This window comes from uncultured Campylobacter sp., assembly GCF_938041645.1.
In the GTDB taxonomy this organism is placed as follows: Bacteria; Campylobacterota; Campylobacteria; order Campylobacterales; family Campylobacteraceae; genus Campylobacter_B.
Genome location: NZ_CALIST010000045.1, coordinates 14728 through 36790, shown reverse-complemented (window position 1 = coordinate 36790; position 22063 = coordinate 14728). Strand labels below are relative to the sequence as shown.

At 44.3% G+C, this 22063-nt stretch carries 22 protein-coding genes; 4 read left to right on the top strand and 18 right to left on the bottom strand.

Annotated elements, in window-relative coordinates; genetic code table 11:
• Positions 1 to 168 precede the first annotated feature (168 nt).
• The 16 genes from Q0600_RS06790 to Q0600_RS06715 form a co-directional block, all read right to left on the bottom strand.
• Complete coding sequence (locus Q0600_RS06790) at positions 169 to 2412, bottom strand: DNA translocase FtsK (protein WP_298758449.1); 2244 nt, start codon at positions 2410 to 2412, stop codon at positions 169 to 171.
• Positions 2413 to 2571: 159 nt separating this feature from the next.
• On the bottom strand, positions 2572 to 3816 hold the full coding sequence (locus tag Q0600_RS06785; protein WP_297903504.1) for a type II secretion system F family protein: 1245 nt from the start codon (positions 3814 to 3816) through the stop codon (positions 2572 to 2574).
• Complete coding sequence (locus tag Q0600_RS06780) at positions 3813 to 5561, bottom strand: GspE/PulE family protein (protein WP_177389147.1); 1749 nt, start codon at positions 5559 to 5561, stop codon at positions 3813 to 3815. The genes Q0600_RS06785 and Q0600_RS06780 overlap by 4 nt, the downstream gene beginning before the upstream one ends.
• A 5-nt stretch (positions 5562 to 5566) precedes the next feature.
• A complete protein-coding gene (locus Q0600_RS06775; RefSeq protein ID WP_297923674.1) occupies positions 5567 to 6106 on the bottom strand; it encodes a hypothetical protein in 540 nt (179 codons plus the stop codon).
• Positions 6103 to 7110 (bottom strand): hypothetical protein, encoded by a 1008-nt coding sequence (locus Q0600_RS06770; protein WP_298758427.1) that lies wholly within the window; start codon positions 7108 to 7110, stop codon positions 6103 to 6105. Before Q0600_RS06770 ends, Q0600_RS06775 begins: the two co-directional genes overlap by 4 nt.
• Entirely contained in the window at positions 7103 to 7933 is an 831-nt protein-coding gene (locus Q0600_RS06765) for an ATP-binding protein (RefSeq protein ID WP_297946458.1), read from the bottom strand. The genes Q0600_RS06770 and Q0600_RS06765 overlap by 8 nt, the downstream gene beginning before the upstream one ends.
• Entirely contained in the window at positions 7926 to 9434 is a 1509-nt protein-coding gene (mshL, locus tag Q0600_RS06760; RefSeq protein WP_298098912.1) for a pilus (MSHA type) biogenesis protein MshL, read from the bottom strand. Before mshL ends, Q0600_RS06765 begins: the two co-directional genes overlap by 8 nt.
• Positions 9412 to 9771, bottom strand: a complete 360-nt coding sequence (locus Q0600_RS06755; protein ID WP_177389139.1) for a hypothetical protein — start codon at positions 9769 to 9771, stop codon at positions 9412 to 9414. The genes mshL and Q0600_RS06755 overlap by 23 nt, the downstream gene beginning before the upstream one ends.
• Positions 9772 to 9839: 68 nt before the next feature.
• Positions 9840 to 10493: a hypothetical protein gene (locus Q0600_RS06750; protein ID WP_298758423.1), complete on the bottom strand. Its 654-nt coding sequence runs from the start codon at positions 10491 to 10493 to the stop codon at positions 9840 to 9842.
• Entirely contained in the window at positions 10493 to 12013 is a 1521-nt protein-coding gene (locus tag Q0600_RS06745; protein WP_298758420.1) for a hypothetical protein, read from the bottom strand. Before Q0600_RS06745 ends, Q0600_RS06750 begins: the two co-directional genes overlap by 1 nt.
• A gap of 62 nt (positions 12014 to 12075) precedes the next feature.
• Entirely contained in the window at positions 12076 to 12945 is an 870-nt protein-coding gene (era, locus tag Q0600_RS06740; RefSeq protein WP_298758417.1) for a GTPase Era, read from the bottom strand.
• Between the two features lie 497 nt (positions 12946 to 13442).
• Positions 13443 to 14762 (bottom strand): HslU--HslV peptidase ATPase subunit, encoded by a 1320-nt coding sequence (gene hslU, locus Q0600_RS06735; RefSeq protein ID WP_298758414.1) that lies wholly within the window; start codon positions 14760 to 14762, stop codon positions 13443 to 13445.
• Positions 14759 to 15307, bottom strand: coding sequence for an ATP-dependent protease subunit HslV (gene hslV, locus Q0600_RS06730; protein WP_005870266.1), 549 nt, complete (start codon positions 15305 to 15307; stop codon positions 14759 to 14761). Before hslV ends, hslU begins: the two co-directional genes overlap by 4 nt.
• Positions 15300 to 15743, bottom strand: coding sequence for a 50S ribosomal protein L9 (gene rplI / locus Q0600_RS06725; protein ID WP_298758411.1), 444 nt, complete (start codon positions 15741 to 15743; stop codon positions 15300 to 15302). The genes hslV and rplI overlap by 8 nt, the downstream gene beginning before the upstream one ends.
• Before the next feature lie 29 nt (positions 15744 to 15772).
• On the bottom strand, positions 15773 to 15916 hold the full coding sequence (locus Q0600_RS06720) for a hypothetical protein (RefSeq protein WP_177386987.1): 144 nt from the start codon (positions 15914 to 15916) through the stop codon (positions 15773 to 15775).
• On the bottom strand, positions 15917 to 17137 hold the full coding sequence (locus tag Q0600_RS06715) for an argininosuccinate synthase (protein ID WP_177386989.1): 1221 nt from the start codon (positions 17135 to 17137) through the stop codon (positions 15917 to 15919).
• Positions 17138 to 17225: 88 nt separating this feature from the next.
• Here Q0600_RS06715 and Q0600_RS06710 point away from each other — a divergent pair, with 88 nt between their 5' ends.
• From Q0600_RS06710 to Q0600_RS06695, 4 genes are all read left to right on the top strand, one after another.
• On the top strand, positions 17226 to 17471 hold the full coding sequence (locus Q0600_RS06710; protein ID WP_298758409.1) for an RNA-binding S4 domain-containing protein: 246 nt from the start codon (positions 17226 to 17228) through the stop codon (positions 17469 to 17471).
• Positions 17455 to 17862: a tRNA (adenosine(37)-N6)-threonylcarbamoyltransferase complex ATPase subunit type 1 TsaE gene (gene tsaE, locus Q0600_RS06705; protein ID WP_177386993.1), complete on the top strand. Its 408-nt coding sequence runs from the start codon at positions 17455 to 17457 to the stop codon at positions 17860 to 17862. The genes Q0600_RS06710 and tsaE overlap by 17 nt, the downstream gene beginning before the upstream one ends.
• Positions 17855 to 18577 (top strand): LPS export ABC transporter ATP-binding protein, encoded by a 723-nt coding sequence (gene lptB / locus Q0600_RS06700; RefSeq protein ID WP_291937416.1) that lies wholly within the window; start codon positions 17855 to 17857, stop codon positions 18575 to 18577. Before tsaE ends, lptB begins: the two co-directional genes overlap by 8 nt.
• 1021 nt (positions 18578 to 19598) lie before the next feature.
• On the top strand, positions 19599 to 20417 hold the full coding sequence (locus tag Q0600_RS06695; RefSeq protein WP_298758406.1) for an ATP-binding protein: 819 nt from the start codon (positions 19599 to 19601) through the stop codon (positions 20415 to 20417).
• A 629-nt stretch (positions 20418 to 21046) separates the two neighbouring features.
• On the opposite strand, the gene Q0600_RS06690 is transcribed toward Q0600_RS06695, so the two are convergent.
• Both Q0600_RS06690 and Q0600_RS06685 read right to left on the bottom strand, forming a co-directional pair.
• Positions 21047 to 21781 (bottom strand): arginyltransferase, encoded by a 735-nt coding sequence (locus Q0600_RS06690; protein WP_298758403.1) that lies wholly within the window; start codon positions 21779 to 21781, stop codon positions 21047 to 21049.
• Positions 21774 to 22055, bottom strand: coding sequence for a hypothetical protein (locus Q0600_RS06685; protein ID WP_298758400.1), 282 nt, complete (start codon positions 22053 to 22055; stop codon positions 21774 to 21776). The genes Q0600_RS06690 and Q0600_RS06685 overlap by 8 nt, the downstream gene beginning before the upstream one ends.
• Positions 22056 to 22063 lie beyond the last annotated feature (8 nt).

The following is a 22063-nucleotide window of genomic DNA, read 5'->3' as shown; positions in this document are numbered from 1 at the left end:
ATTTAAAATCCGCCATGTAAATCAAAAAATTTTAAAACTCCACCGCTTCATATCCGATAAATTTTAAAATTTCACCGACGCAGACCCATCAAATTTTAAAAATTCCGACGCCGCAAATCCGATAAATTTCAAAATTTCGCTGCTTAAATTTTATCGAAATTTTAAAGCTTACTTGATTATGTCGCGCTGACCTTTGGCGTTGATCTCGCTTAAAACGCCCATCTGTTCTAGCTGCTCGATGATCGTCGCGGCGCGGTTGTACCCGATACGTAAGCGGCGCTGCAGGTAGCTGATCGAGGTCTTTTCCTCCTCCAAAACGATCGCTTTCGCCTCATCGTAAAGCTCGTCAAGCACAATATTTTGCGGATTGATTATACCGCCTTCTTGCTTGGCGCCCTCGTTCTCGATCAAAAATCGCTCGTCATAAACGACGCTTTCTTGCGCCTTTAAAAATTCCGCGATCTTGTTGATCTCATTTTCGGTCGTAAACGGCGCGTGCAGGCGGATGAGCCCCGGCGCGGTAGGCGGTGTAAAGAGCATATCGCCCCGTCCGAGCAGGCTGTCCGCGCCCATCTGATCCAAAATCACCTTGCTATCGACCTTCGAGCCCACGCGGAAGCTGATGCGGCTAGGCAGATTCGCCTTTATCAGCCCCGTGACGACGTCCACGCTAGGGCGCTGCGTCGCTACGATGAGATGGATGCCGCTGGCGCGCGCCATCTGCGCCAGACGCGCGATGTAGTGCTCTACGTCCTTGCCGCTCGTCATCATCAGATCCGCGAGCTCGTCGATGATAACGACGATGTAAGGCAAAATTTCACCCCCCTCGCGCAGCATCTTTTCGTTATAGTTGTCGATGTTTTTCGTCCTGTTTTGCGCCATGAGCGAGTAGCGCTGCTCCATCTCTGAAACAAGATTACTTAGCGCGATGATCGCCTGCTTAGGCTGCGTGATGACGGGCGTTAGCAGGTGCGGGATGTCGTTGTAGATGCTAAACTCGAGCATCTTTGGATCGATCATTATAAGGCGCAGACTCTTGGGCGAATTGCGATACAAAAGGCTAAGCAGCATGGCGTTGATGCCCACGCTCTTGCCGCTTCCGGTGGTGCCTGCGATGAGAAGGTGCGGCAGCTTCTTAAGATCGGTAACGAAAGGCTGCCCCACGATGTCCTTGCCAAGCACGATGGTAAGCGGGCTGGAGGCGCTTTTAAACACGTCGCTTTCTAAAATTTCGCGCAGATAGATCGTATCGATATTTTGATTCGGTATCTCGATGCCCACGACGTCTTTGCCCGGAACCGGCGCTTGGATACGGATGGTCTGCGCCCGAAGAGCCATCGCCAGATCGTCTTGCAGCGTTAGAATTTTACTTACCTTGATGTGCGCAGCGGGGCGAAACTCAAAGGTCGTAACGACCGGGCCCGAGTAAGTCCGCACCACGTCGCCGTCGATCTTAAATTTACGCAGCTTATCGAGCAGGTCGTAAATTTTACGATCGATCTCGCTCTCGTCGATATTGCTTTTCTTTTTCGGCGGCAAATTTAAAAAGTCAAGCGGCGGCAGTTTAAAATCCTTGGGCTTAGCCACCCTGCCCTTGTCGAGCTGATCCAAAAGTCTTTTGTTTTCGGCGACCTCGCTTAGGCGCTCGACCCTTTTTAGTCTGCTCGGCTTTCCCTTCTGCGGCATTTTAAGCTCGCGTTCAGCGGAAGCCTGCGGACCATGTGCATCACTGAAATTATGCTCATTTTCAGGCTCGCGAGCATCGTTTAAATTTTGAAAATTTTGCCCGCTTTCAAAACCGCGTTCGCTTGCGCCCTGCTCCGCAAAATTACCCTGTTTCGCCGAATTGTCCTCTGTGCTCAAAGCGTCATTCGAAGCGTTAAAATTTTCCGCACCTCTCAAGCCCTGCGCAGACGAATGCTTTGCAAGCCCGCCTCTTTGCGCCGCATCCGCATCGCTAGCAAAATCATCCCCAATTTCATCCTGCGAGCTTTCATCTCTTGAGCCAATAAAGCAATTTTTGATGATGTCGGTAAAACGATCTTCAAATATAAGCACTAGCGAAAGCACAAAAATCGTAATATTAAAAATCCACACGCCGACGCTTCCGATCATTCGCCTAAGCCCGTCCACCGCGAAGCTACCGACTGCTCCGCCGCTAGCGCCAAAGAGACTCGACTGCACCATCAAAATGGTAAAAAACAGCAAAATAGCTCCGATGCTAAACTCAAAAAATCTAAAGTCAAAACCACGAAAATGCTTATAGGCTACGTATGCTAAGGCGAGCAAAAATAGCGGATAGATGTATGCAAAATAGCCAAATAGCTGGGTATTAAATGAGCGGATGGCGTTGCCTGCGCTGCCCACAAGCGCGGAATCGGGCGCAATAGTAGCAAGCCCAAAAAATATTATGATAGCCGATATGACGATAAAATATACTTCTTTGATTATGATAGATCCTTAAATTTAAAGCGGTATTTTAGCCAAACGAAGGTTAAAATTTTATTTGAAGGACGAAATTTTAATGCTTTGATAAAATTCCGCGCCCTTGAAGGCGCGGAATTAAAGGAGTTAGTTTTTGACGGCTTTGCCCAAATCCCACATAGGCATAAAGATACCCAGAGCCAAAAGAAGAACCATGCCCGCCATAAAAAATAGCATGATTGGCTCGACGTAGCTTGAGATATTATCTATGATATCATCAAATTTCTCTTTATAATAATCCGTGACGTTACCGAGCATCTTATCGAGGTTACCGGCCTGCTCGCCCGCGCTGATCATCTGAATAAGCATACTCTCATAAAGCCCTGTATTGTTAAACGCCTCTGTTAGGCTCACGCCTTGCTGCACGGCAATTTTAACGGTAGAGAGTTTCTCTTTTAAAGTATGATTATCCACCATTAAAACAGATGTATCCAGCGCATCAGCAATAGGAATACCCGCTCGCACAAGCTCTGTAAAAATAAGCATAAATCGCGACATCGTAGAGAAAAATATGATCTTACCAAATAGATAGACCTTTAAAATCGTCTTGTCAAAGCCTTTTTTAAATTCAGGGTTATTGCGATATGCCCATCTAAGAGCTATGATAGTGCCTATGATGCCCGCTAAAACAAAAATTCCATAATTATTAAGCGTGCTTTCGATACCAAGTAGAATTCTAGTAGGTAGTGGCAAATCCGCGCCCAAATCCTCAAAAATCTCACGGAATTTCGGCACGACATACATCATCAAGACCGAAAATGCAATCGCCATAACGATCATAAGGATCATCGGATAACGCATCGCCTTTTTAAATTTACGCTGGTTCTCCCAAAGCTCTTGAAGCATAGCGGCAAGCTTGGCTAGAGATTCTGCCATATTACCGGTTGCTTCGCCCAGACTTACCATCGCAACGACGACATCACCGAGCTGTCCTCTAAATTTCTCCGTAGATTCGGTAAGACTAAGACCCGCGTTAAGATCGTCGTTCATAGCACTAAAAATCTCTTTTAGCGTCTTATCCTCTGCCGCCCTTGCGACCTCTTTGATCGAGTCGTGGATTGAAATTCCCGCATTTGTCATAACCGAAAGCTGACGGATCGACGCTACTAACGGCAGCGTTCTAACTCTTCCGCTACCACCTAGCATACGCGAAACCTGCGCCTTAAAATCGCCGCCCGTATTCGCTACGACTTGGGTTTCACCTCTTTTCACGATCGTCCCGCCTACGCGCTGCTTCATTAGGTTGTTTGCTTGCACCTTATCGCTAGCTTGCAAAAACATCTTCTTTCTTGCGCCCTTGGCGTTGTATTCAACTTCTAATTGCTTTTTCATTGTTTAGCCACCCTATAAATTTCTTCTATACTAGTTACTCCGCGCGCAGCACGTATAACACCGTCTTCAAACATATCTATAAATCCCTCCTCCTTCGCCAAGGCGCGCATATCGTCCTTTGAGCCGCCGTTGGCGATCAAGCTCTGCATTTTATCGGTAATAGGTAAAATTTCACTAATCATCTCACGCCCCATGTAGCCCGTTTGACCGCATTGATCACAACCTACGGCCTTAAAAAATGTGTATTTTTCAGGCAAGAATTCCTTCAGCTGATCAAGCATCGATTTAGGCAGATTCGTAGGCTGCTTGCAGTGCGGGCAAAGCTTTCGCACGAGACGCTGTGCCTCTACTGCAATGAGCGCACCACTTATGAGGTAGGCCTCTATACCCATATCCACTATTCGCGGGATCGCACTAACGGCGTCGTTGGTGTGTAGGGTCGAGAAAACCAAGTGTCCCGTAAGAGCAGCCTGGATCGCGATCCTAAGGGTCTCTTGATCACGGATCTCACCGATCATTATGATGTCGGGGTCTTGTCTTAAGATCGAGCGCAATGCTGAAGCAAAGGTAAGACCCGCTTTTTCGTTAACTTGGACTTGTTGGATTAAATTTACTTGATACTCGACTGGATCTTCTACGGTAATAACCTTAGTATCGATATTTTTAATATCGTTTAGCGCTGCATATAGTGTCGTAGATTTACCGCTTCCTGTAGGTCCGGTAACCAAGATAATACCATATGGAGCCTTCATAGCGTTATTAAATTTCTTAAAGCTATCAGGGTGCATACCGAGCTTTTCCAGACTTATGATAACCTTGGATTTATCTAGGATACGCATAACGGTAGATTCGCCATTGATAATAGGCAGTGTCGAAATACGAAAGTCGTATTCGCGACCTGAAATTTTCATACTAAACCTGCCGTCTTGCGGCTTGCGACGCTCGGCGATATCCATATTCGAAAGTAGCTTCAAGCGGCTTACTAGCGGTGGATAGATATCCTTATCAAAGATAAAAATTTCAGCGAGCATTCCGTCGATTCTGGTACGCACGACGCAGTTATTCTCGGTAGGCTCGATGTGAATATCACTACCGCGCATCTTAATAGACTGGCTGATTATCATCTCAATGAGCTTCAAAATCGCCGAGGTATCATCGCTGCTTCCGCTACCGCCAGTGTTTGCGAGCTCTTTGCGGATCTCTGCTACGAGCCCCTTAATACTCTCTGAAAGCTCAAGCTTAGATAGATATTTATTTACCTGATTTGGATCGGCTACTACGATTTTAAGCAGCTGTTTACTAAACATAGCCTGCGCTTTATCTTGCGACTCAAGATTAAACGGATCAGAAAAAGCAACGTAAATATTCAGATCATCCGCTTTAACCGGTATCACGCCGTATCTTTTAAGCTGTGCGGTAGGAGTGCGTTCCGATAGCCTGAAGTCTATGTCGATATCGTCCAAATTCATATACGACAGGTTCATTTTCTTGGCTAGAATTTGCAAAAATTCCTTCGGATCCATCGAAAATTTTTCGCTTATATCGTCAAATGCTATCTGACGACGCTTGTACAGCTCAACTAAAATCGAGCAAAAATCATCCTGGCTTAGATAGTTATCTCCGACTAAAACCTCGCCTAGCGTCAAGCCGATATCCATCTTGTCCTTGATTTCCGGAACAACGGTGCTAGTAAGGATATTGTTTCGTATTAAAATCGCAACGATCTGCTCTTCAATCTTCGTCATCGCGATCACCAATAAATTTTAATCGAGCTAAGCTTATCGCCAGTATAAATTGCAATTACCATCTTTTTTACCTCTTCCTCTTCTTTGATAAAAAGCTCGGCGCGCTCGCCGTTTTCTAGGGTAAAGACATACGTATCACTCTTTTTTACGTATGCTCTCTCCGTAAATTTATCAAAAATTTCAGACAAAATATAATTAATTTTAGGCGTTCTTATATAGCTTATGTCTACGCCGTCGCAAAGCGCCAAATAAAGCATCTTTTTTTGAAAAATTATGGTCGAATAAAGAGAAGCATTCTCGCGAGCCTCTTTCGTCTTATAAAGCATCACCGTAGGCACGACGAGCTCATTTACTTTATCCATCTTGAGGCATGCCTTGGCATACATATTCGCAAGCGCCTCGCTCTGTTCCTCGATGAATAAATTTCGCACGCTTTCTTGGCAGATACGGTTATACTGACCGATCTGATCCCAGTTGCGCACGTCATCGGCGCTAACTGCAAATAACGACGCGATCGCAAAAGCTAAAATATATAAAATTTTCATAGTTTATCGCTTCTTATCTTTGAAATAAGGTTAGAAATTTCGCTATTTTTCGCCTTTGCGTTAAAGGTCTCAAGAGCGTAAAGCGCGTCTTCCTTACGACCTTTTTTATAATTGGCTTTAGCAAAAATTATCCAGCTGGTGACGTTGTCCTTATCAAGCTCATTTGATGTAAGAGCCCATTTGATCGCATTATCGTAGTCTTTCTTATTATACGCTTCTTCGGCTAGCGATAGCGAATACTCAATCTTATTCGTCGCGTAAAATTTGCTCTCCAAGCTCTGTTTATCTTCGCTTAAATTTGAAGTTTTTATCTCAATTCTAGAACTTAGCGGAGCGCTACTTGCGGTATTTGTAGAACCTCCCGAGAAATTTGATTTAGGCGGCAATGGAGCACGCCCAAAATCTATAACCTCGTTTTTAGGCGGCTGATTTGCGAAAGCTGCGTTATTGGTATTAGGTACGTTAAACGTAGGAACATTTTGATTGCCAAAATTCTGATTGCCAAAATTTTGACCGCCGAAATTTTGCGCCTGAGCCTGCCCGCCATAGTTTCCGCCATTTTCGTAATTATTGGTTATCTTAAACCCACCTGAATCCTCGCTGGATAGCACACCCACATCGTTTAAATTTAAGCTTGGGCGTTCCTTTTCGTGTTTAGAGGTGTGGGCAACTTTCGGCGCACTGATATTATAATCCTCTTTGGAGATATTATTTTGCACTGCAAGATCTGCCGCCTGCTGCTCGGCATCATTAGTAGAATTTACAGCACCACCTTTGTCTTCAATATTTTGATTGATACTTGCCATACTGACGCTATCACTATCTTTAAGCAGCCAGAATATCGCTCCAATCGCAACCGAGATCAATATCAAAAGCCCCAAAATCGTCTTGTCGAATCTCAACACGAAATTCGGCTTAGATTTTAGGAAAGAAAACTGCTTTCTGTTTTTGTTATACTCTTCCCATTTTTTTTCAAGTTCGTTTACTTCGTAAAATTCAAGCATTTATTATCCCCGAGCCTATCGCTGCCATCTCTATAATTTTATTATTAATCTGCGAAAAACTAATTTCCGTAGGTTTATTTACTTCGTAATACTCAAAAAGCTCATACATCTTATACATAAGCTTGTTGATATTCCTCATATTGCCGTCCGTTAAATTTAAAATCAAATCGAAATTATCGTCGCTAAACATAAAATAGTATTGTTGAAAGCCATGAAGCACAAGCTTTTTTTCAATATACAGCTTGACTTCGCCTAAATTTGAATTAGGAAGCTCAATGCTCTCCCAAATTCTAGTTTTAAAATAATCCTTCGCGAGGCGATCTTCCTCATCCGTCTTATGTACCGTAAATAAAAATTTAAACAATCTAGTATCTGCCATAAGACGAATTTTTTCTATTAAATTCCCAGGATACAGCTGAGCCTCATCAAGCAAAATAACGACCTGCTCTACCGCTCCGACATTGGTAGAGATGCCAAATCTTTCTCTATAAATCCGCATAAAATTTTCATAATTATCAATTGGCTCGCTAGGAGTAGAATGAAAAATCTGCGAATAAAGCTCTAAGAAAAATTCTTTCTCATCAAAAAACGGCTGCGGCACAAATACGACTCTTACCTTTTTTTCAAGATCGACCTTGATTTTATTAAGCAAAAATGTCTTGCCACAGCCCGGTTTGCCGTAGAAAAGTATAAGTTTTAACGGCTTTTGCAAAGCATTTAAAATTTTATGATAAGCAAGGGTCGATTTATCGAGATTAACGAAGTCTGAGACTTCGTTATCCTCGATAAAAATCTCCTTGATCGCCGTATAGTTATTACTCATTTTCGTAGATGGATTTTGAGTAACCTAGCTCTTTAAGAGAGGTAGCAAGCGGCGCGCCGGTATTGTCGATGATATGTGGAGTTACTACGAAGATTAACTCCGACGTTCGCAAAACATCGGCAGTACTTTTGAAAAGATTTCCGATTAATGGAATTTCAGCTAGCACAGGCACCCTAGTGTTATCTTTCGACTTAGTTGCACCAATCAAACCGCCTAAAATTACAGTATCGCCATCATCTACCCAAACTACGCTTGAGAGTTTCTTTTGTAAGGTATCAGGCGCAATCTCTCTTCTATTATTTGTTCTTACATTGTCCTCTGCGTATTTAAGAGAGCTTAAAGATGGATTAATTCGTAGCATAATCCTATTATCATCTGAAATTTCAGGCAAGATATTCAAAAGAATACCTACAAATATCGAATACTGATCATCTGACTGAGTATCTCCGCCTTGATAATCACCTGTAGTAGTGGATTTTAATACATAGTTAATAGTATCACCTACAGAGATAATAGCAGGCTGATTATTCATCGTAGTTACCTTAGGGCTTGAAATAACTTTAGTTTTACCTTTAGTCTCTAGGAAGTTAATCAAACCGTCGATATTGAAATTTAGATTAGCCCCTATCGTCCAAGTTCCGTGAGTATCGCTAGCCTTTCCTCTATTTCCGTTATCTATGTGATATCCTGAAAGCTTAGTCGGATCTCCACCTACATAGGTATTAAATCCTAGTTGAAATTTACTCCAATCTATACCGGTGGTGTATTCGTTATTTAGCTCGACAGATATGATATTTACATCTAGCAAGACTTGACGACTAAGGCGTTTTTGCATACCACTTAGATATCTATCGACGCGAGCTATCTGAGACTTCATAGCAGTAACAGTTACTAAACCGGCATTTTGATTTATAATAGGAGCGACTGCGACGTATTTTTCGGTACCGTTATTTAGAACGGAGGTAATTTCCTCACTAATCTTCTCCCAAAAATCAAATTTTTCTTTGGTAGTGATCTTATTATCGTCATTTTCTGTTTTATCACTATCGCCATTATCTACTTTAGTAGGTGCGGAATCGACAGAAGATTTAGTAACAGCAGTGCCTTCTCTAATAGAGGTGATGTAATCCACTTTAAAAGTCCTAGTCTCTAGCGCTGAAATTTTTAATATGCCATGAGAATACTCATAGCTTAGATTATTCTCTTTTATGAGTAGATCTAAAACTTCGCGTAAAGAAAGGTCTTTGATGCTTACACCTTGCAGTGGCTTACTCATCTCCTCTTGAGCAATAGCGTCTTTTGCTACCACTGAGAAGTGGCACATATCGGATAGCTGAGTTAGCATCTCGTTTAGCGTAACGGTATCGTTAATCTTAATATTTAGCGCCTTTCTATCGCAGTTACCTGCAGTTGCGGGAGCGGCATATAGACTAGTAGCCGTAACAGACAAAGCAAGCATAGCAGCTATGCTAAGCTTTTTACTTATATGTAATAATGACATTTTGACTTCCTTGTTTTAGTGTTAGTTCGACTTTATTTTCATCGTCGTTGGTAATAATAACGCTATTACCCGTTATTTGCACGATCTTATATGAGCCTACATACTCGCCCAAACCATACCACTTATCGTTTAGCTTAACCTTATCACCCATAATACCTACTAGCTGATAACCTAGATCCACCTGCTGATTAGCTTCTCTAGGCGCATTAGCTTCTTTAGGATAAAACGGATCTTGCAAAGAAGCTATCTGCTCATCGCTAAGACCCACTCTAGGCTTACTAAGATCATCGAATATCGCATCGTATTTAGCTTTATAGGCTCCATTACTAGGCGCCACCGTCTGATTATTATCTACAGCAAATAGAGCAGTAGAAAGTAGCAAAGAGCATAAAATTAACTTTTTCATTAGTAATTTACTCCCCAGATAGATATACCGATGCTTCCACCGATTTTGCCATTTTTAGTGGCATTGATATCCATCTTATTTACATCTACGATCATCTCCGATTGTTCGATAAGGTTGATATACCTAAGGACGTTCGAAAATGCTCCTTCAAATTTCACATCTATATCCAGCAAAGCCTCAGGCTGAAAAATTTGTTTGATGCTAGGCTCTCTTCTATCGCTGTGAATAGCGTAAATTTTAATATTGTTATTCTCTGCGATCGTTGAGAGGCTATCCATAAATTTAGCCCAGTTCTTTTCATTATAGGTAAGCTTTGAAATTTCTTTTAGCTTACCGTCTAGATACTTACGCTCTTCAATAATATTGTTAAGGTTGGTCCTAGCACCATTGAGGATATTACGCTTATTATCAACGAAAGCTTTAGGATCACCGCCAAAAAACTCGTTATACTCTCTTTGTGCGCCTTCAAGCTTCGTCGTGGCAGTACTTAGATTTGTTTCGCTCTCCTCTAAATACGGATCCGCATAGCCACTCAAAATAAAGTAAGCTACCACACCTACAAACAATAAAGCTATGTAAAAATAGTTATTTGCACTATTTCCCTTGGAGGCAAACCATTGATCAAGTTGATCTAATGAACTTTTCTTTTTCATTATTTAACCTCCACACTGATATTACTATCGTAAAAGACGGTTTTATTACCCTCTTGCAGCGCGATTGTTTTAGTATCCACGCCATATACCTCTTTTTTACTGATATCCTCTAAAAGCTCGGTCATCTGCTTATCGTTTTTGGTGCGCACCTGAACAGTTAGAGTCCTATTCTCATCACCGATCCTAACCATATTGCCCTTATTTTTAACGACCATATTGGTTAGCTCAAAAATAGAAACACCCTTCATAGCGTAATTGTTTTTCTTGTCTAAGATGGCATTAATTAGATCGCGCCTGTCGTTAAGCTCCTTACCACTCTTAGCAGCCTGGGCATTTACCTCTTTAGTCTCTTTATCCAAACGCGCACTTTCGTCTCTAGCGGGACTCATTTGTTTTTCTAATCCATCATACTCGTTGATTTTATCATTAGCTACCATATTATTATAATATCCATAGCCGAAGTTATACGCAGGATACGCAGCACCAAGTAAGCAGCCTAGCAGCATATAGCCTATCAGCTTGCCGGTTGATCTTTGGGTCAAAGGCGGAGGTCTCATAAACGGTGAGTAGTTGTGATCGTCATCTTTGGTAACCAAATAATCTTGACCTACCAAGAACATCAAAATATCTAGCTGAGTGAGCGGATAATCTTTTGCGTTGATTGCAACGTTAAAATTAAAATCCTTGTATCTTAGCTTTAGATTGTTTTCTACAAAAACCTCTATCGCAGGAATTTTACCGATATCCGTTCCGATATAGACGTTTTGGATATTGACGTTGTAAATTTTACTAATACCGTTCAATACGTCGTTGATGTAGTAAAACATATCGTCAAAAATTTGGATCATATAATCGCGTTCGGTCGGATTTTCTAAATTTACTCCCTGTTTGGAGAGCAATCTATAAAAGCTCTCTTCATCGACTCTACTGCCGACTAGCTCAACATATTTTTCATGCAAGAATTTTAGGTTGTATCTTACTTGACGAGATTGAAAATATTCGCCGTTTTGATACACTACCAAAAACGCATCGTCGCGCTGCAAGTAGATAAAGCAGTCGATCCCGTCGCGAGTTAGGACGCCTCTATTATACAAGCTCTCGTATAAAAACGGAGCCATAGCCACATAGTCGATGTAGTTCGTCCTAGCGGCGATCGCATCGAATTCTGAAGTGAGTTTGGCATTATCTACGACAAAGACATTGAAAATTCTATCATCGCCGCCAGCGCCTATTACCTCACTATAGGTGATTTTGTAATCCAAAGCGGTGTCAAGCCCCAGCTCCTCATACACCTTAACGACGATCGCATCTAAAAGATCCGCGTCCTCTACCGATCTGCTTATCTCGACCGTCGCAGTCATTATATCCTTATACGGAATATATGAGACGTAAGTTTCCTTCGCACGATTCGCTTTTGAGAAGTCGTGCTCGAAAACTTCATTCTCACTTAGACCGAATATGGTTTGCGTGACTTTGTTAATCGCAACAATCGAACTAGCATTTTTACTATTCTTTGCCATAACACTCCACTTCCAAATGAAATTTTCTACGCTGCTAATACTAATAGAAATAAAATAAAATGTCAATAGATAAAATCAGTTTTTACCCTAAATTCGTCATTTTTCCAGCTTTTTTTTACAAAAACTGTTAATTTTAAGTAAATTTTGACCTTAGAAAAATTTGAAATTAACTTTTTGGCTCGAATTCCGATCCGCTTGATCGCCTCGCCGTTTTTGCCGATCAACATCTCTTTGTGTGAATTGGTGTCCGTTATGATCCTCGCATATACCGAGGTTAGACCGGGTTTTTCGACCACTTTTTCCATCACGACATCGCTGCAATACGGGATCTCGTCGCTCATACTCTCAAAAATCGCCTCAAGTATGAAGTCGCGGTAAATTTCACGCTCGTTGGTCGCGCTTAAAATTTCGGGATCGTAAAAGTACTCATGCTCGGGCAAAATTTTACAAATTTCGTCCAAAACCTGCTTTTTATAGACCTTTTTTTTGATGCTAACGGGGATTATCGCTTCGAATTTGTCGGTAAATTTTTGATACTGCAGCAGTTTTTGCACAATCTTTTCGTCATTTGCTTCGTCAATTTTAGTTAAAATCACGATGTGTTTGGTGCTAGGATTTAAATTTAAAAATTTTTCATATTCCGCGGTATCGTCGTGCACGGGCGCCAAAAATAGCACCAAATCGCAGCCCTCAATCGCCCCGAGCGCCACTTCGACCATCAGCTTATTCATCAGCTTGGCGCTTTCGTGCAGCCCCGGCGTGTCCGTGAAAATCACCTGATCTGCGCCGTTCATCGCGATGCCGTTAATCTTGCGACGCGTGGCATTGATCTTGTGCGAGACGAGCGAAATTTTCTCGCCGCAGAGATAGTTTAACAGCGAGCTTTTGCCTGCATTGGTCCGCCCGATGAGCGTTACAAATCCGCTTTTCATATTTTCCTTAAATTTATAAAATTTTATCCTGCTTGCGACTGGGGCATTAAACCATAGCAAGCAAATTTAAAATCTCGTTTTGCGCAGGCTGGCTCTTGCACGAGCGGCTAAATTTTGAAATTCTGCCATCACATAAGTGGGTAAAATTTAAAATTTCAAGCCGCGCGATAGCGATAAATTTTACCCGCCTCGGCGCAGAATTCTATCCACTTTAAATCTCGCGAGCCGCGAATCCTGCAACTTCGTAAATTATCTACGAAATTTTAAATTTTATCCCACGCCGACATTATATATAATCAGCACTGCATAAAATTTAGATCATTCCTGAAATTTTACAGACTTAAAATTTCAAAGTATCGCCAAATTTAAAAGGATTAAATTCTGCGCATTTTTAAAATTTCGCCAAATCTCAAACCTAAAATTCTAGCGCTTTGCAAATTTAAAAACCGCAAAATTCCGCGGCTCCGCAGAATTCTAAGAGTAGCTGTCGCGCCGCCTTATAAAATATATTTCGCCAGATCCTCGTCACTTGCGATGCCTGCGAGCTTTTCGCTTACGAGCTTTTCATCCACGACGATCTTTTGCCCTTTAAACTTATCCGCTTCGAAGCTGATATCCTCGAGCACCTTTTCCATTATCGTATGCAGCCTTCTAGCGCCGATGTCTTCGACTTTTTCGTTCGTGCTCGCCGCAAATTTCGCGATCGCTTTAACCCCGTCCTCACTAAACTCTAGCTCCACGCCCTCGGTCTTTAAAAGCGCCGAGTACTGCTTAAGAAGCGAATTTTTTGGCTTGGTTAAAATTTCGCACAGCGCCGCCTCGTCTAGGCTGTCAAGCTCGACGCGAAGCGGGAAGCGCCCCTGAAGCTCGGGTATGAGATCGCTAGGCTTGCTGATATGAAAGGCGCCCGCGGCGATAAAAAGGATGTGATCGGTGTCAATATTGCCGAATTTCGTGCTTACGCTGCTGCCCTCCACGATCGGAAGCAGATCGCGCTGCACCCCCTCTTTGCTCGGATCCTGCCTGCCGCTATTACCGCTTGAGACAGCCACCTTATCGATCTCGTCGATAAAGATAATGCCCTCGTTTTGCGCGCGCCTAACGGCTTCGGCTTTGATGCTCTCCATATCGAGAACTTTCTCGCTAGCCTCGCTTTTGAGGGCAACCTTGGCGTCTTTTACCTTCATCTCTTTTTTGCTTTTGCGCGTCGAAATTCCTATTACTTTGATGAAGCTTTCCTGCATATTCGCCATCTCGGGCGGCAAATTTGGATTTGACTCAAGCGCGTTTTCGCTCACTTCGATCTCGATACCAAGATCGTCCAGATCGCCGTGCTCGAGCTTGGCAGCCATCTTTTCGTAGCTTTTTTCGTAATCAGCGACCTTCTCCTCGCTCGCACCGCGCGGAAGCGGCGGAAGGACTTTTTCTAAAATTTTACGCTTGATGTAATCATCGATCTTGTCTTTGTTCTTTTCAAATTCCTCGCCGCGTACTAAATTTACCGACGCTGCAGCCAGATCGCGCACCATGCTCTCCACGTCGCGCCCCACGAAGCCTACTTCAGTATATTTGCTCGCCTCGACCTTGATAAAAGGAAGTCCAAACATCTTCGAAAGCCTGCGCGCGATCTCGGTCTTACCCACGCCGGTAGATCCGATCATCAGGATGTTTTTAGGCATCACCTCGTTTTTCATCTTATCTTCGAGCGCCATCCTACGGTAGCGATTTCGCAAAGCCACAGCTATCGTGCGTTTGGCGCTATTTTGTCCGATTATATATTCGTCTAGTTTCTCTACGATCTGCTTTGGCGTCATCATCTCTTTTCGTCCCAAATTGCGTATGTTTTGATGTTTTCGTTCGTGTAAATGCAAATCTCGCCCGCGATTTTAAGGCTTTGCTTTACGAGCTCCTCTTCGTCTAGGCTTGCAAATTTATCCAAAGCTCGCGCCGCGCTAAGAGCGTAATTTCCACCGCTTCCGATCGCCGCGATCTTGCCGTCGTCCGGCTCTACCACGTCGCCCGTGCCGCTAAGAAGAAAGATATTTTTGCGGTCCAGCACCAGCATCATCGCTTCGAGCTTTCGCAGATATTTATCCTTACGCCACTGCTTGCTAAATTCTATCACGGCCCTTAAAAGATCGCCCTTTGCGCCATCTAAGCACTTCTCAAACATATCAAAAAGATTAAACGCATCGGCGGTGCTGCCCGCAAAGCCCGCTAAAACATTGCCCTCTTTGCCGATCTTTCGAATTTTAGTCGCATTGCCCTTCAAGACGGTGTTTCCGAACGTAACCTGCCCGTCGCCGCCGATGACGGAGCCCTTCGCGCCTTTGTAGGCTAAAATGGTAGTCGCTTCAAACACTAGCCACCTCTATCTCAAATTTAGCGCTTATGCCGTGCTTTAGCTTGACATTTACGTCGTAGATCCCGGTCGTTTTAATAGCCTCGGTCTCTAAAATTTTCTTATCGATTTCGATCCCCTTTTGCTCTTTTAGCGCGGTTGCGATCTCATCTTTCGTGACAGAGCCGAAAAGCGCGCCGCTCTCGCCCGTCTGCTTTGCGATCTTTACGCGGATCTTAGCTAGCTCCTCGGCTAGTTTCTGCAAGCTCGCGACCTCGTATTTTTCAAGCTCGGCCTGCTTTTTCTTATCCGCTTCAAATTTACGCAAAACCTCCGTCGTAGCGGCTTTGGCATAACCTTTGCCGATTAAGAAGTTATTGCCGTAGCCGTCCTTGACCTCCTTTACCTCGCCCGCCCTTCCGAGCCCCTTAACGTCTTTTATTAGTAATACTTTCATCCATTATCCTTTTAAATTTAGCTTTAAATTTATAAAATTTTATGGGCGGCGCGGGCGGATCTAAAATTTCGTGAAATTTTATGAAATTTGCCCGCAACCGCTCGCATTTTTCCGATAAAGTTTAAAATTTCGTTTTGTGAAATTTGCCCGTCCGCCGTGCGGCAAAATTTCATCTAAAGCTTGCGTCCGTTCTTGCCCGCGATGATAAATCTTAGCGCGCTTAGCTTGATAAAACCGTCGCCGTCTTTTTGATTGAAGACCTTATCCTCTTCAAACGTCACAAAATCGGTATTAAACAAGCTATCGCTCTTGCTCTCCCTGCCCAGCACGGTCACGTTGCCCTTATAAAGCTCTAGCTTAACCTTGCCGTTTACGTGCTCTTGGGATTTATTTATCAGCTCTTGAAGCAGCAAGCGCTCCGGGCTGAACCAAAAGCCGTTGTAGATGAGCTCGGCGTAGCGCGGCATCAGATCGTCTTTTAGATGCGCCGCGCCGCGATCTAGCGTGATGCTCTCGATCGCGCGGTGAGCCTTTAGCATGATCGTGCCGCCTGGAGTTTCGTAGCAGCCGCGACTCTTCATGCCGACATAGCGATTTTCTACTAGATCGAGCCTGCCGATGCCGTTTTTAGCGCCGAGCTCGTTAAGTGCTGCCAGCATCTCGTGCGGCTTAAGCGCCTTGCCGTTTAGCTTTACGGGATCGCCGTGTTTGTATTCGATCTCGATGATCTCGCTCTTATCGGGCGCATTTTTAGGGCTTACGGTCCATCGCCACATATCCTCCTCAGGAGCATGAGCGGGATCCTCCAGCACCAAGCCCTCGTAGGAGATATGAAGGATATTCGCATCCATCGAATACGGCGATTTGCCGGGCTTTGAGGCGATGTCGATGCCATTTTTCTTAGCGTAAGCAAGCAGTTTCTCGCGAGAGTTCAGATCCCACAGCCTCCACGGCGCAATCACCTTAATATCGGGATTTAGCGCGTATGCGCCAAGCTCGAAGCGGACTTGGTCGTTGCCCTTGCCGGTCGCGCCGTGGCTTATGGCGTCCGCGCCGGTTTTTTTCGCGATCTCGACTAGTTTTTTGGCGATCAGCGGGCGGGCGATTGATGTGCCCAAAAGATACTCGCCCTCATAGACGGCATTTGCACGAAACATCGGGAACACGTAATCGCGCACGAATTCCTCGCGCAGATCCTCTACGAAGATATTTTCCTTTTTGATGCCCAGTTTCACAGCTTTGTTTTTGATAGGTTCCAAATCCTCATTCTGACCGATATCTGCGGTGAAAGTCACCACATCGCAGCCGTAAGTATCGCCGAGCCACTTTAAAATAATACTAGTATCTAGTCCTCCGGAATACGCCAAAACGACCTTTTTTACATCTTTTGCCATCTCAAATCCTTTACGTAAAATTTGGCGAAATTCTACCAAAAATAGTTTAATAGTTGCTTTTAAGGCAAATATCGCTAAACTCACGCTTATGAGAATTGATAAATTTTTAAACGCAGTCAATATCACCAAGCGGCGCGCCATCAGCGAAGATATGTGCAAAAGCGGCGTCGTAGCCGTAAACGGCGTCATGGCAAAGCCCGCCAAAGAGCTTAAAATCGGCGACGTAATCACGATAAGCTTTTTGGATAGAAAACAAAGCTTTAAGGTTCTAGCCTTTCCTAGCGCGAAAAATACGCCCAAAAACGAGCAAGCAAAGTATGTCCAAGAGCTTTGAACTGCTCTGCGGCGAGGATGAAATTTCACGCCTCGTGCAGGCTCTGCCAAAAAGCGGCATAATCTTGCTCATCGGCGATCTTGCCAGCGGCAAAACGACGCTTGCGCGTGCGATCGTGCGGGCGCATGGGTTAGACGAGCACGTGAACTCGCCTACGTTTTCGATCATGCAAAACTACGGCGAAATTTATCATTACGACATCTATAACGGCGGCTGTGAGGGGATTTTAAAAAACGGACTATTTGAAAATTTATTTGAAGAGGGGCTTCATCTGATCGAATGGGCGGATGAAAATTTGATAAATTTACTTAAAAAATATGAGCTTGATTTTTGCGTAGTGAGGATCACGCCACACGCGCAAGGGCGAAAATACGAGGTAAGCTATGCATAAACTGGAAGTCAGGGGTCTTAAAAAAACCATAAAAGGCACGCCGATCATCAAAGGAATCTCGCTAGAACTTTACAATGGCGAGATTGTAGGGCTGCTAGGGCCCAATGGCGCGGGCAAAACCACGACGTTTTATATGATCTGCGGGCTGATAAGCGCTAGCGGCGGCGATATCTTGCTTAATGAAAATAGCATCGCAAAGGTTCCGCTTCACAAACGCGCCAAGCTCGGCATCGGCTACCTGCCACAAGAAAGCAGCATCTTTAAGGAGCTTAGCGTTGAGGAAAATTTAATGCTCGCCGCGGAGATTACCTATAAAAATAAAGCCGAAGCCTCACGTAAGGTCGATGAGATGCTAAATCTGCTCAACATCGAGCCAATCAGATTGCGCAAAGGCGTGAGCCTAAGCGGGGGCGAGCGCAGGCGCTGCGAAATCGCGCGAAGCCTAATGATAACGCCGAAATTTCTACTTTTAGATGAGCCGTTTGCGGGCGTCGATCCGATCGCCGTTAACGATATCCAAAGCATCGTGCGCGATTTAAGCGATCTTGGCATCGGCGTGCTCATCACCGATCATAATGTCCGCGAAACGCTTGCGATCTGCGACCGTGCCTACGTCATCAAAGACGGCGAGCTGTTCGCCGGCGGCACCGCAAAAGAGATAGCTAACGATCCGAATGTGCGCAAATTCTACCTCGGCGAGGATTTTAGCATCTAAGTCAGCCAGAGCGCTTTAGATTTTCACTTCCCGCTTCGGCGCGCGCATTAAATTTCTACGATTTAAATTTTACGATTTAAAATTCAAGCAAACGGCTGCGATTAGTCGTACGCGCGACACTTGATTTAAAATTTTGCATATTAAAATTTAAAGCCACTGCCACGACCGTACGATAGAGCGATTTGATTTTGTGCTTTAAATCTTAAAAGCCAATTTTATTATCCGCGCCCGATTCTAAAGCTGGGGTTTAAATTTTACGCTTTAAATTTTTAAAGTAGTTATGGCGGCGGGATTTGAGTCCAGTGTTTCAAATTTAGCATATTAAATTTTTAAAGGCGCAGTAAGGATAGGATGGCGCGTTCTATTCAAAGTTTAAATTTCACGTATTAAATTTTTAAAGAGCATATAGACTCGTTTTAAAATTTTTAAATTTCAAAAGGCGTTTTGTGCACTGTAAATTTTAAATAATTTTTGCGGCAGGTTCTCTTTTCGCGACCGAAATTTTACACCCGTGGTACATAAAATTTAAATCGCATTTTAATCACACTTTGTTTAAATTAAATCAAATTTTAAAGCGGAGGCGTCTTTAAACGTAACGCTTTCATCTGCGAATCAAAATCACGCCCACAATTTGCAAAAGAATATCCGCTCGTAGAATTAAAATTTTAAAGCAACTGCCTAAATAAATTACGTATGCGAAACTTGCGGTCCGCGCGATGTGGCTAAATTTTACAGCGTAATTCCGCGAGTGATGGCGTAAACTAAAGCGCACACAAAACCTACTCGCTTCGGCTTCGACGCATCAAATTAAAAGCAACGCGCGAAGCAAGACCTTCCGACCCGCTAGAATTTTGCCGATTAAGCCGCCTTGTTTAACTAAAATTGCACTTTTATTTGCTCTGCGGGTCTAAATTTCGCTCATCTTAAAGCTCGCCGCGAATTTTAAAATTTTAACCCGGCGCTCGTCGCTTCCCTTAAAATTTTAAAATTCTTAAAATTTTGGCGAAATCAAGGAGAGATTATGAAAAAAGTTCTACTTTCGTGCGCCTTGGCGGGTGCGCTTTTTGGCCTAGAGATCGACGGATTTAGCGCACCTAGTGGTTCGCTCATTACCGATGACGCTTTTTACATCGCAAATCGCGGCAGTAGTGAAGATCCACAAGAGCGCGACGGCTTCATCAGCCGCATAGTAAAAAACTCGGGTGTCGTTGAGACAAATTTTATAGACGATCTGGTAAATCCTGGCGGAATGGCGCAGATCGGCGACGTGCTCTACGTGTGCGATCTGGATGCAATCAGAGGCTTTAGCAAAGGTCAGGAGGTTTTTAATCTAAAAATCGAGGGAGCGCAGGCCTTAAACGACGTCGTAGCGCTCGGTAGCGAGGTTTTGCTCGCAAGCGATCCCGCGCGTGGGACGATCTGGCGCATCGACTTGCTCTCGCGCACCGCGGATGAGTTTGCGCGCATTGATCCATCGCTAGGCAGCCCAAACGGACTTTTGGCTAAAGGCGACAAGCTTCTGATCACCACCTTCGATCTTAGCGGAAAGGTTCCTGGGCGCGTGCTAAGCATGGATCTGAAATCTCGCGAAATTTCGATCTTTGCGGATATGAAGGGGGTTTTCTACGGCATAGCGCGCGGAAAAAACGGCGAAATTTTAATCAGCGACTGGGGCGAGGATCTTTTAAGCGGTAAAATTTGGCGTATCGATGCGAACGGACAGATACGCAAAATAAACCTCGGCGCGATGCAAAGGCCTGCGGACATCTCAAGCGACGGCAAGGTTTTATTGATCCCAAAAAAGCTGGAAAACAAGGTGGAGCTAATAAATTTGCCGTAACCGGTCGTCTTATTGCGGCTTCGCAGTTTGCTTAAATTTTACAAAATATATGCTGTATCGTGCTTTATAAGCCATCTTTTTGCGCTTCGCCGCTTACGTAGCGGCGTCGGTTGCGACGCTATAGCCGATCGCGATACCGAAATTAGGTCAATGCCGAAGCCGGTCGCAGCGCCAAGGCTAATTGCGGCAGCGTAAGAGTTATATTACGAAACTAATCGTCCTTTTTCGCGCGCACTCAAGAGCCAAATACGATCAAAAGTCGCGCGTGCCGTCTTGCGACACGTAAATGCCGAGCTTGCCGTAAAATTTGCAAATTCATCCGCTCTCCTTTTAAATTTCATCGCCTTAAATTTTATCACTGCGGATATTTTTGCAGGCCGAGCGGTGCTAAATTTCAGCGCAAAATTTAACGCCTGCCGTGACTCAAAAGCCTTGAAGACTCATAACGCGCAAAATTTTAGAGTAAATTTTAACGATGAGAGGCACTTTTACATACCGCGTCGTATCTGCACGGCGGAATAACCTCTACCGCGCGCCGCGTATTTACAGGCCGTAAAGGCAAGCGGAGCCCATTTTTCCGCGCAGCGCGTATGTCTATTTAGGTCGCTCCTGGCGTCCGCGCGTGGAACCTATCTCTGTATGCGCCCCTCCCACACGGCTGGAGCGTCAAGCTCTGTGTATGAGTTTAAAATTTCATACGGCTCGTAGCTAAATTTATACGCTAGGCTCGGACACTGCTTCACCGCGTAGCCCAGATAGATCCAGCGCAGCCCCAGTTCTTGGGCGAACTCGATCTGTTTTAAAAGCGAAAATTTACCCAGACTTAGATGCGGCAGATACGGATCGTAGTAGCAATACACCGAGCTGATGCCGTCATCCACGATATCGATGAGATCGACGCAGATAAGCCGCCCGTCCTCGTCGTAGTAAGAAATTTCTTTGCCGAAGTCGCCGTGGCCTTGGACGTAAATTTCATCATATCGCTCAAAATCGATCTCTTGCACAGGCCAGCCCTTTTTTAGATGCATGTAGTCGTGATAGAGCGCGAAAAGCTCCAAACGAGCATCGTTTAAAAGCGGGCGAGATTGCCATACATAGGCGGTCGTGCGATTATTTTTATAGACGCGACGATGCGATCTGCTAAATTTAAAATTTGAAGCATCGACACGCAGGCTTTTGCACTCCGCACATCCCGCACAAATGGGCTTTTGAAAATACCTGCCGAAGCGGCGGTAGCCGTGCTGCACTAAGCTTGAATTATATTCGAAGTCGCAATCTTTTATGTAGAGATACTCGCTGCGTGCGGCTCTGCCGCCTAGATAGGGGCAGGCAAAATCCAGCGTACAAAATGGAATTTCAGTCATTCAGCTTTTTGATATTTGCCGCGTCCACGTATTTTAAAAACTCGTCTTTGAGGCGCTTTTCGCGTGCGGCGATACTCTCTTTGGCTGCGTCGAATTCCTCCGCGGCACCGTCTAGGACGCCCCCGCTTTGCAAGCTCAAATCATCATCTTTAAAAATATCTTTAAACTCGTCGCGATTTGGATTAGGTTTTTTGGGCTTTTTGGGCGCGGAGCTTGCCGCCTTGTCCTTAAGCATATCCTTTTTTATATCTTTTAGGCTATCTAAAAAATCCATGCTCTTTC

Excerpts from the sequence above, each read along its gene's own strand:
- Q0600_RS06690 (WP_298758403.1), bottom strand. The coding sequence starts at position 21,781 with ATGACTGAAATTCCATTTTGTACGCTGGATTTTGCCTGCCCCTATCTA.
- Q0600_RS06775 (WP_297923674.1), bottom strand. The coding sequence starts at position 6,106 with ATGAAAATTTTATATATTTTAGCTTTTGCGATCGCGTCGTTATTTGCA.
- rplI (WP_298758411.1), bottom strand. The coding sequence starts at position 15,743 with ATGAAAGTATTACTAATAAAAGACGTTAAGGGGCTCGGAAGGGCGGGC.
- Q0600_RS06720 (WP_177386987.1), bottom strand. The coding sequence starts at position 15,916 with ATGAAATTTTGCCGCACGGCGGACGGGCAAATTTCACAAAACGAAATT.
- hslU (WP_298758414.1), bottom strand. The coding sequence starts at position 14,762 with ATGATGACGCCAAAGCAGATCGTAGAGAAACTAGACGAATATATAATC.
- Q0600_RS06695 (WP_298758406.1), top strand. The coding sequence starts at position 19,599 with ATGAAAAAAGTTCTACTTTCGTGCGCCTTGGCGGGTGCGCTTTTTGGC.
- Q0600_RS06685 (WP_298758400.1), bottom strand. The coding sequence starts at position 22,055 with ATGGATTTTTTAGATAGCCTAAAAGATATAAAAAAGGATATGCTTAAG.
- Q0600_RS06780 (WP_177389147.1), bottom strand. The coding sequence starts at position 5,561 with ATGACGAAGATTGAAGAGCAGATCGTTGCGATTTTAATACGAAACAAT.
- tsaE (WP_177386993.1), top strand. The coding sequence starts at position 17,455 with ATGTCCAAGAGCTTTGAACTGCTCTGCGGCGAGGATGAAATTTCACGC.
- lptB (WP_291937416.1), top strand. The coding sequence starts at position 17,855 with ATGCATAAACTGGAAGTCAGGGGTCTTAAAAAAACCATAAAAGGCACG.
- Q0600_RS06715 (WP_177386989.1), bottom strand. The coding sequence starts at position 17,137 with ATGGCAAAAGATGTAAAAAAGGTCGTTTTGGCGTATTCCGGAGGACTA.
- Q0600_RS06750 (WP_298758423.1), bottom strand. The coding sequence starts at position 10,493 with ATGAAAAAGAAAAGTTCATTAGATCAACTTGATCAATGGTTTGCCTCC.
- Q0600_RS06710 (WP_298758409.1), top strand. The coding sequence starts at position 17,226 with ATGAGAATTGATAAATTTTTAAACGCAGTCAATATCACCAAGCGGCGC.
- mshL (WP_298098912.1), bottom strand. The coding sequence starts at position 9,434 with ATGTCATTATTACATATAAGTAAAAAGCTTAGCATAGCTGCTATGCTT.
- Q0600_RS06785 (WP_297903504.1), bottom strand. The coding sequence starts at position 3,816 with ATGAAAAAGCAATTAGAAGTTGAATACAACGCCAAGGGCGCAAGAAAG.
- Q0600_RS06770 (WP_298758427.1), bottom strand. The coding sequence starts at position 7,110 with ATGCTTGAATTTTACGAAGTAAACGAACTTGAAAAAAAATGGGAAGAG.
- Q0600_RS06765 (WP_297946458.1), bottom strand. The coding sequence starts at position 7,933 with ATGAGTAATAACTATACGGCGATCAAGGAGATTTTTATCGAGGATAAC.
- era (WP_298758417.1), bottom strand. The coding sequence starts at position 12,945 with ATGAAAAGCGGATTTGTAACGCTCATCGGGCGGACCAATGCAGGCAAA.
- Q0600_RS06745 (WP_298758420.1), bottom strand. The coding sequence starts at position 12,013 with ATGGCAAAGAATAGTAAAAATGCTAGTTCGATTGTTGCGATTAACAAA.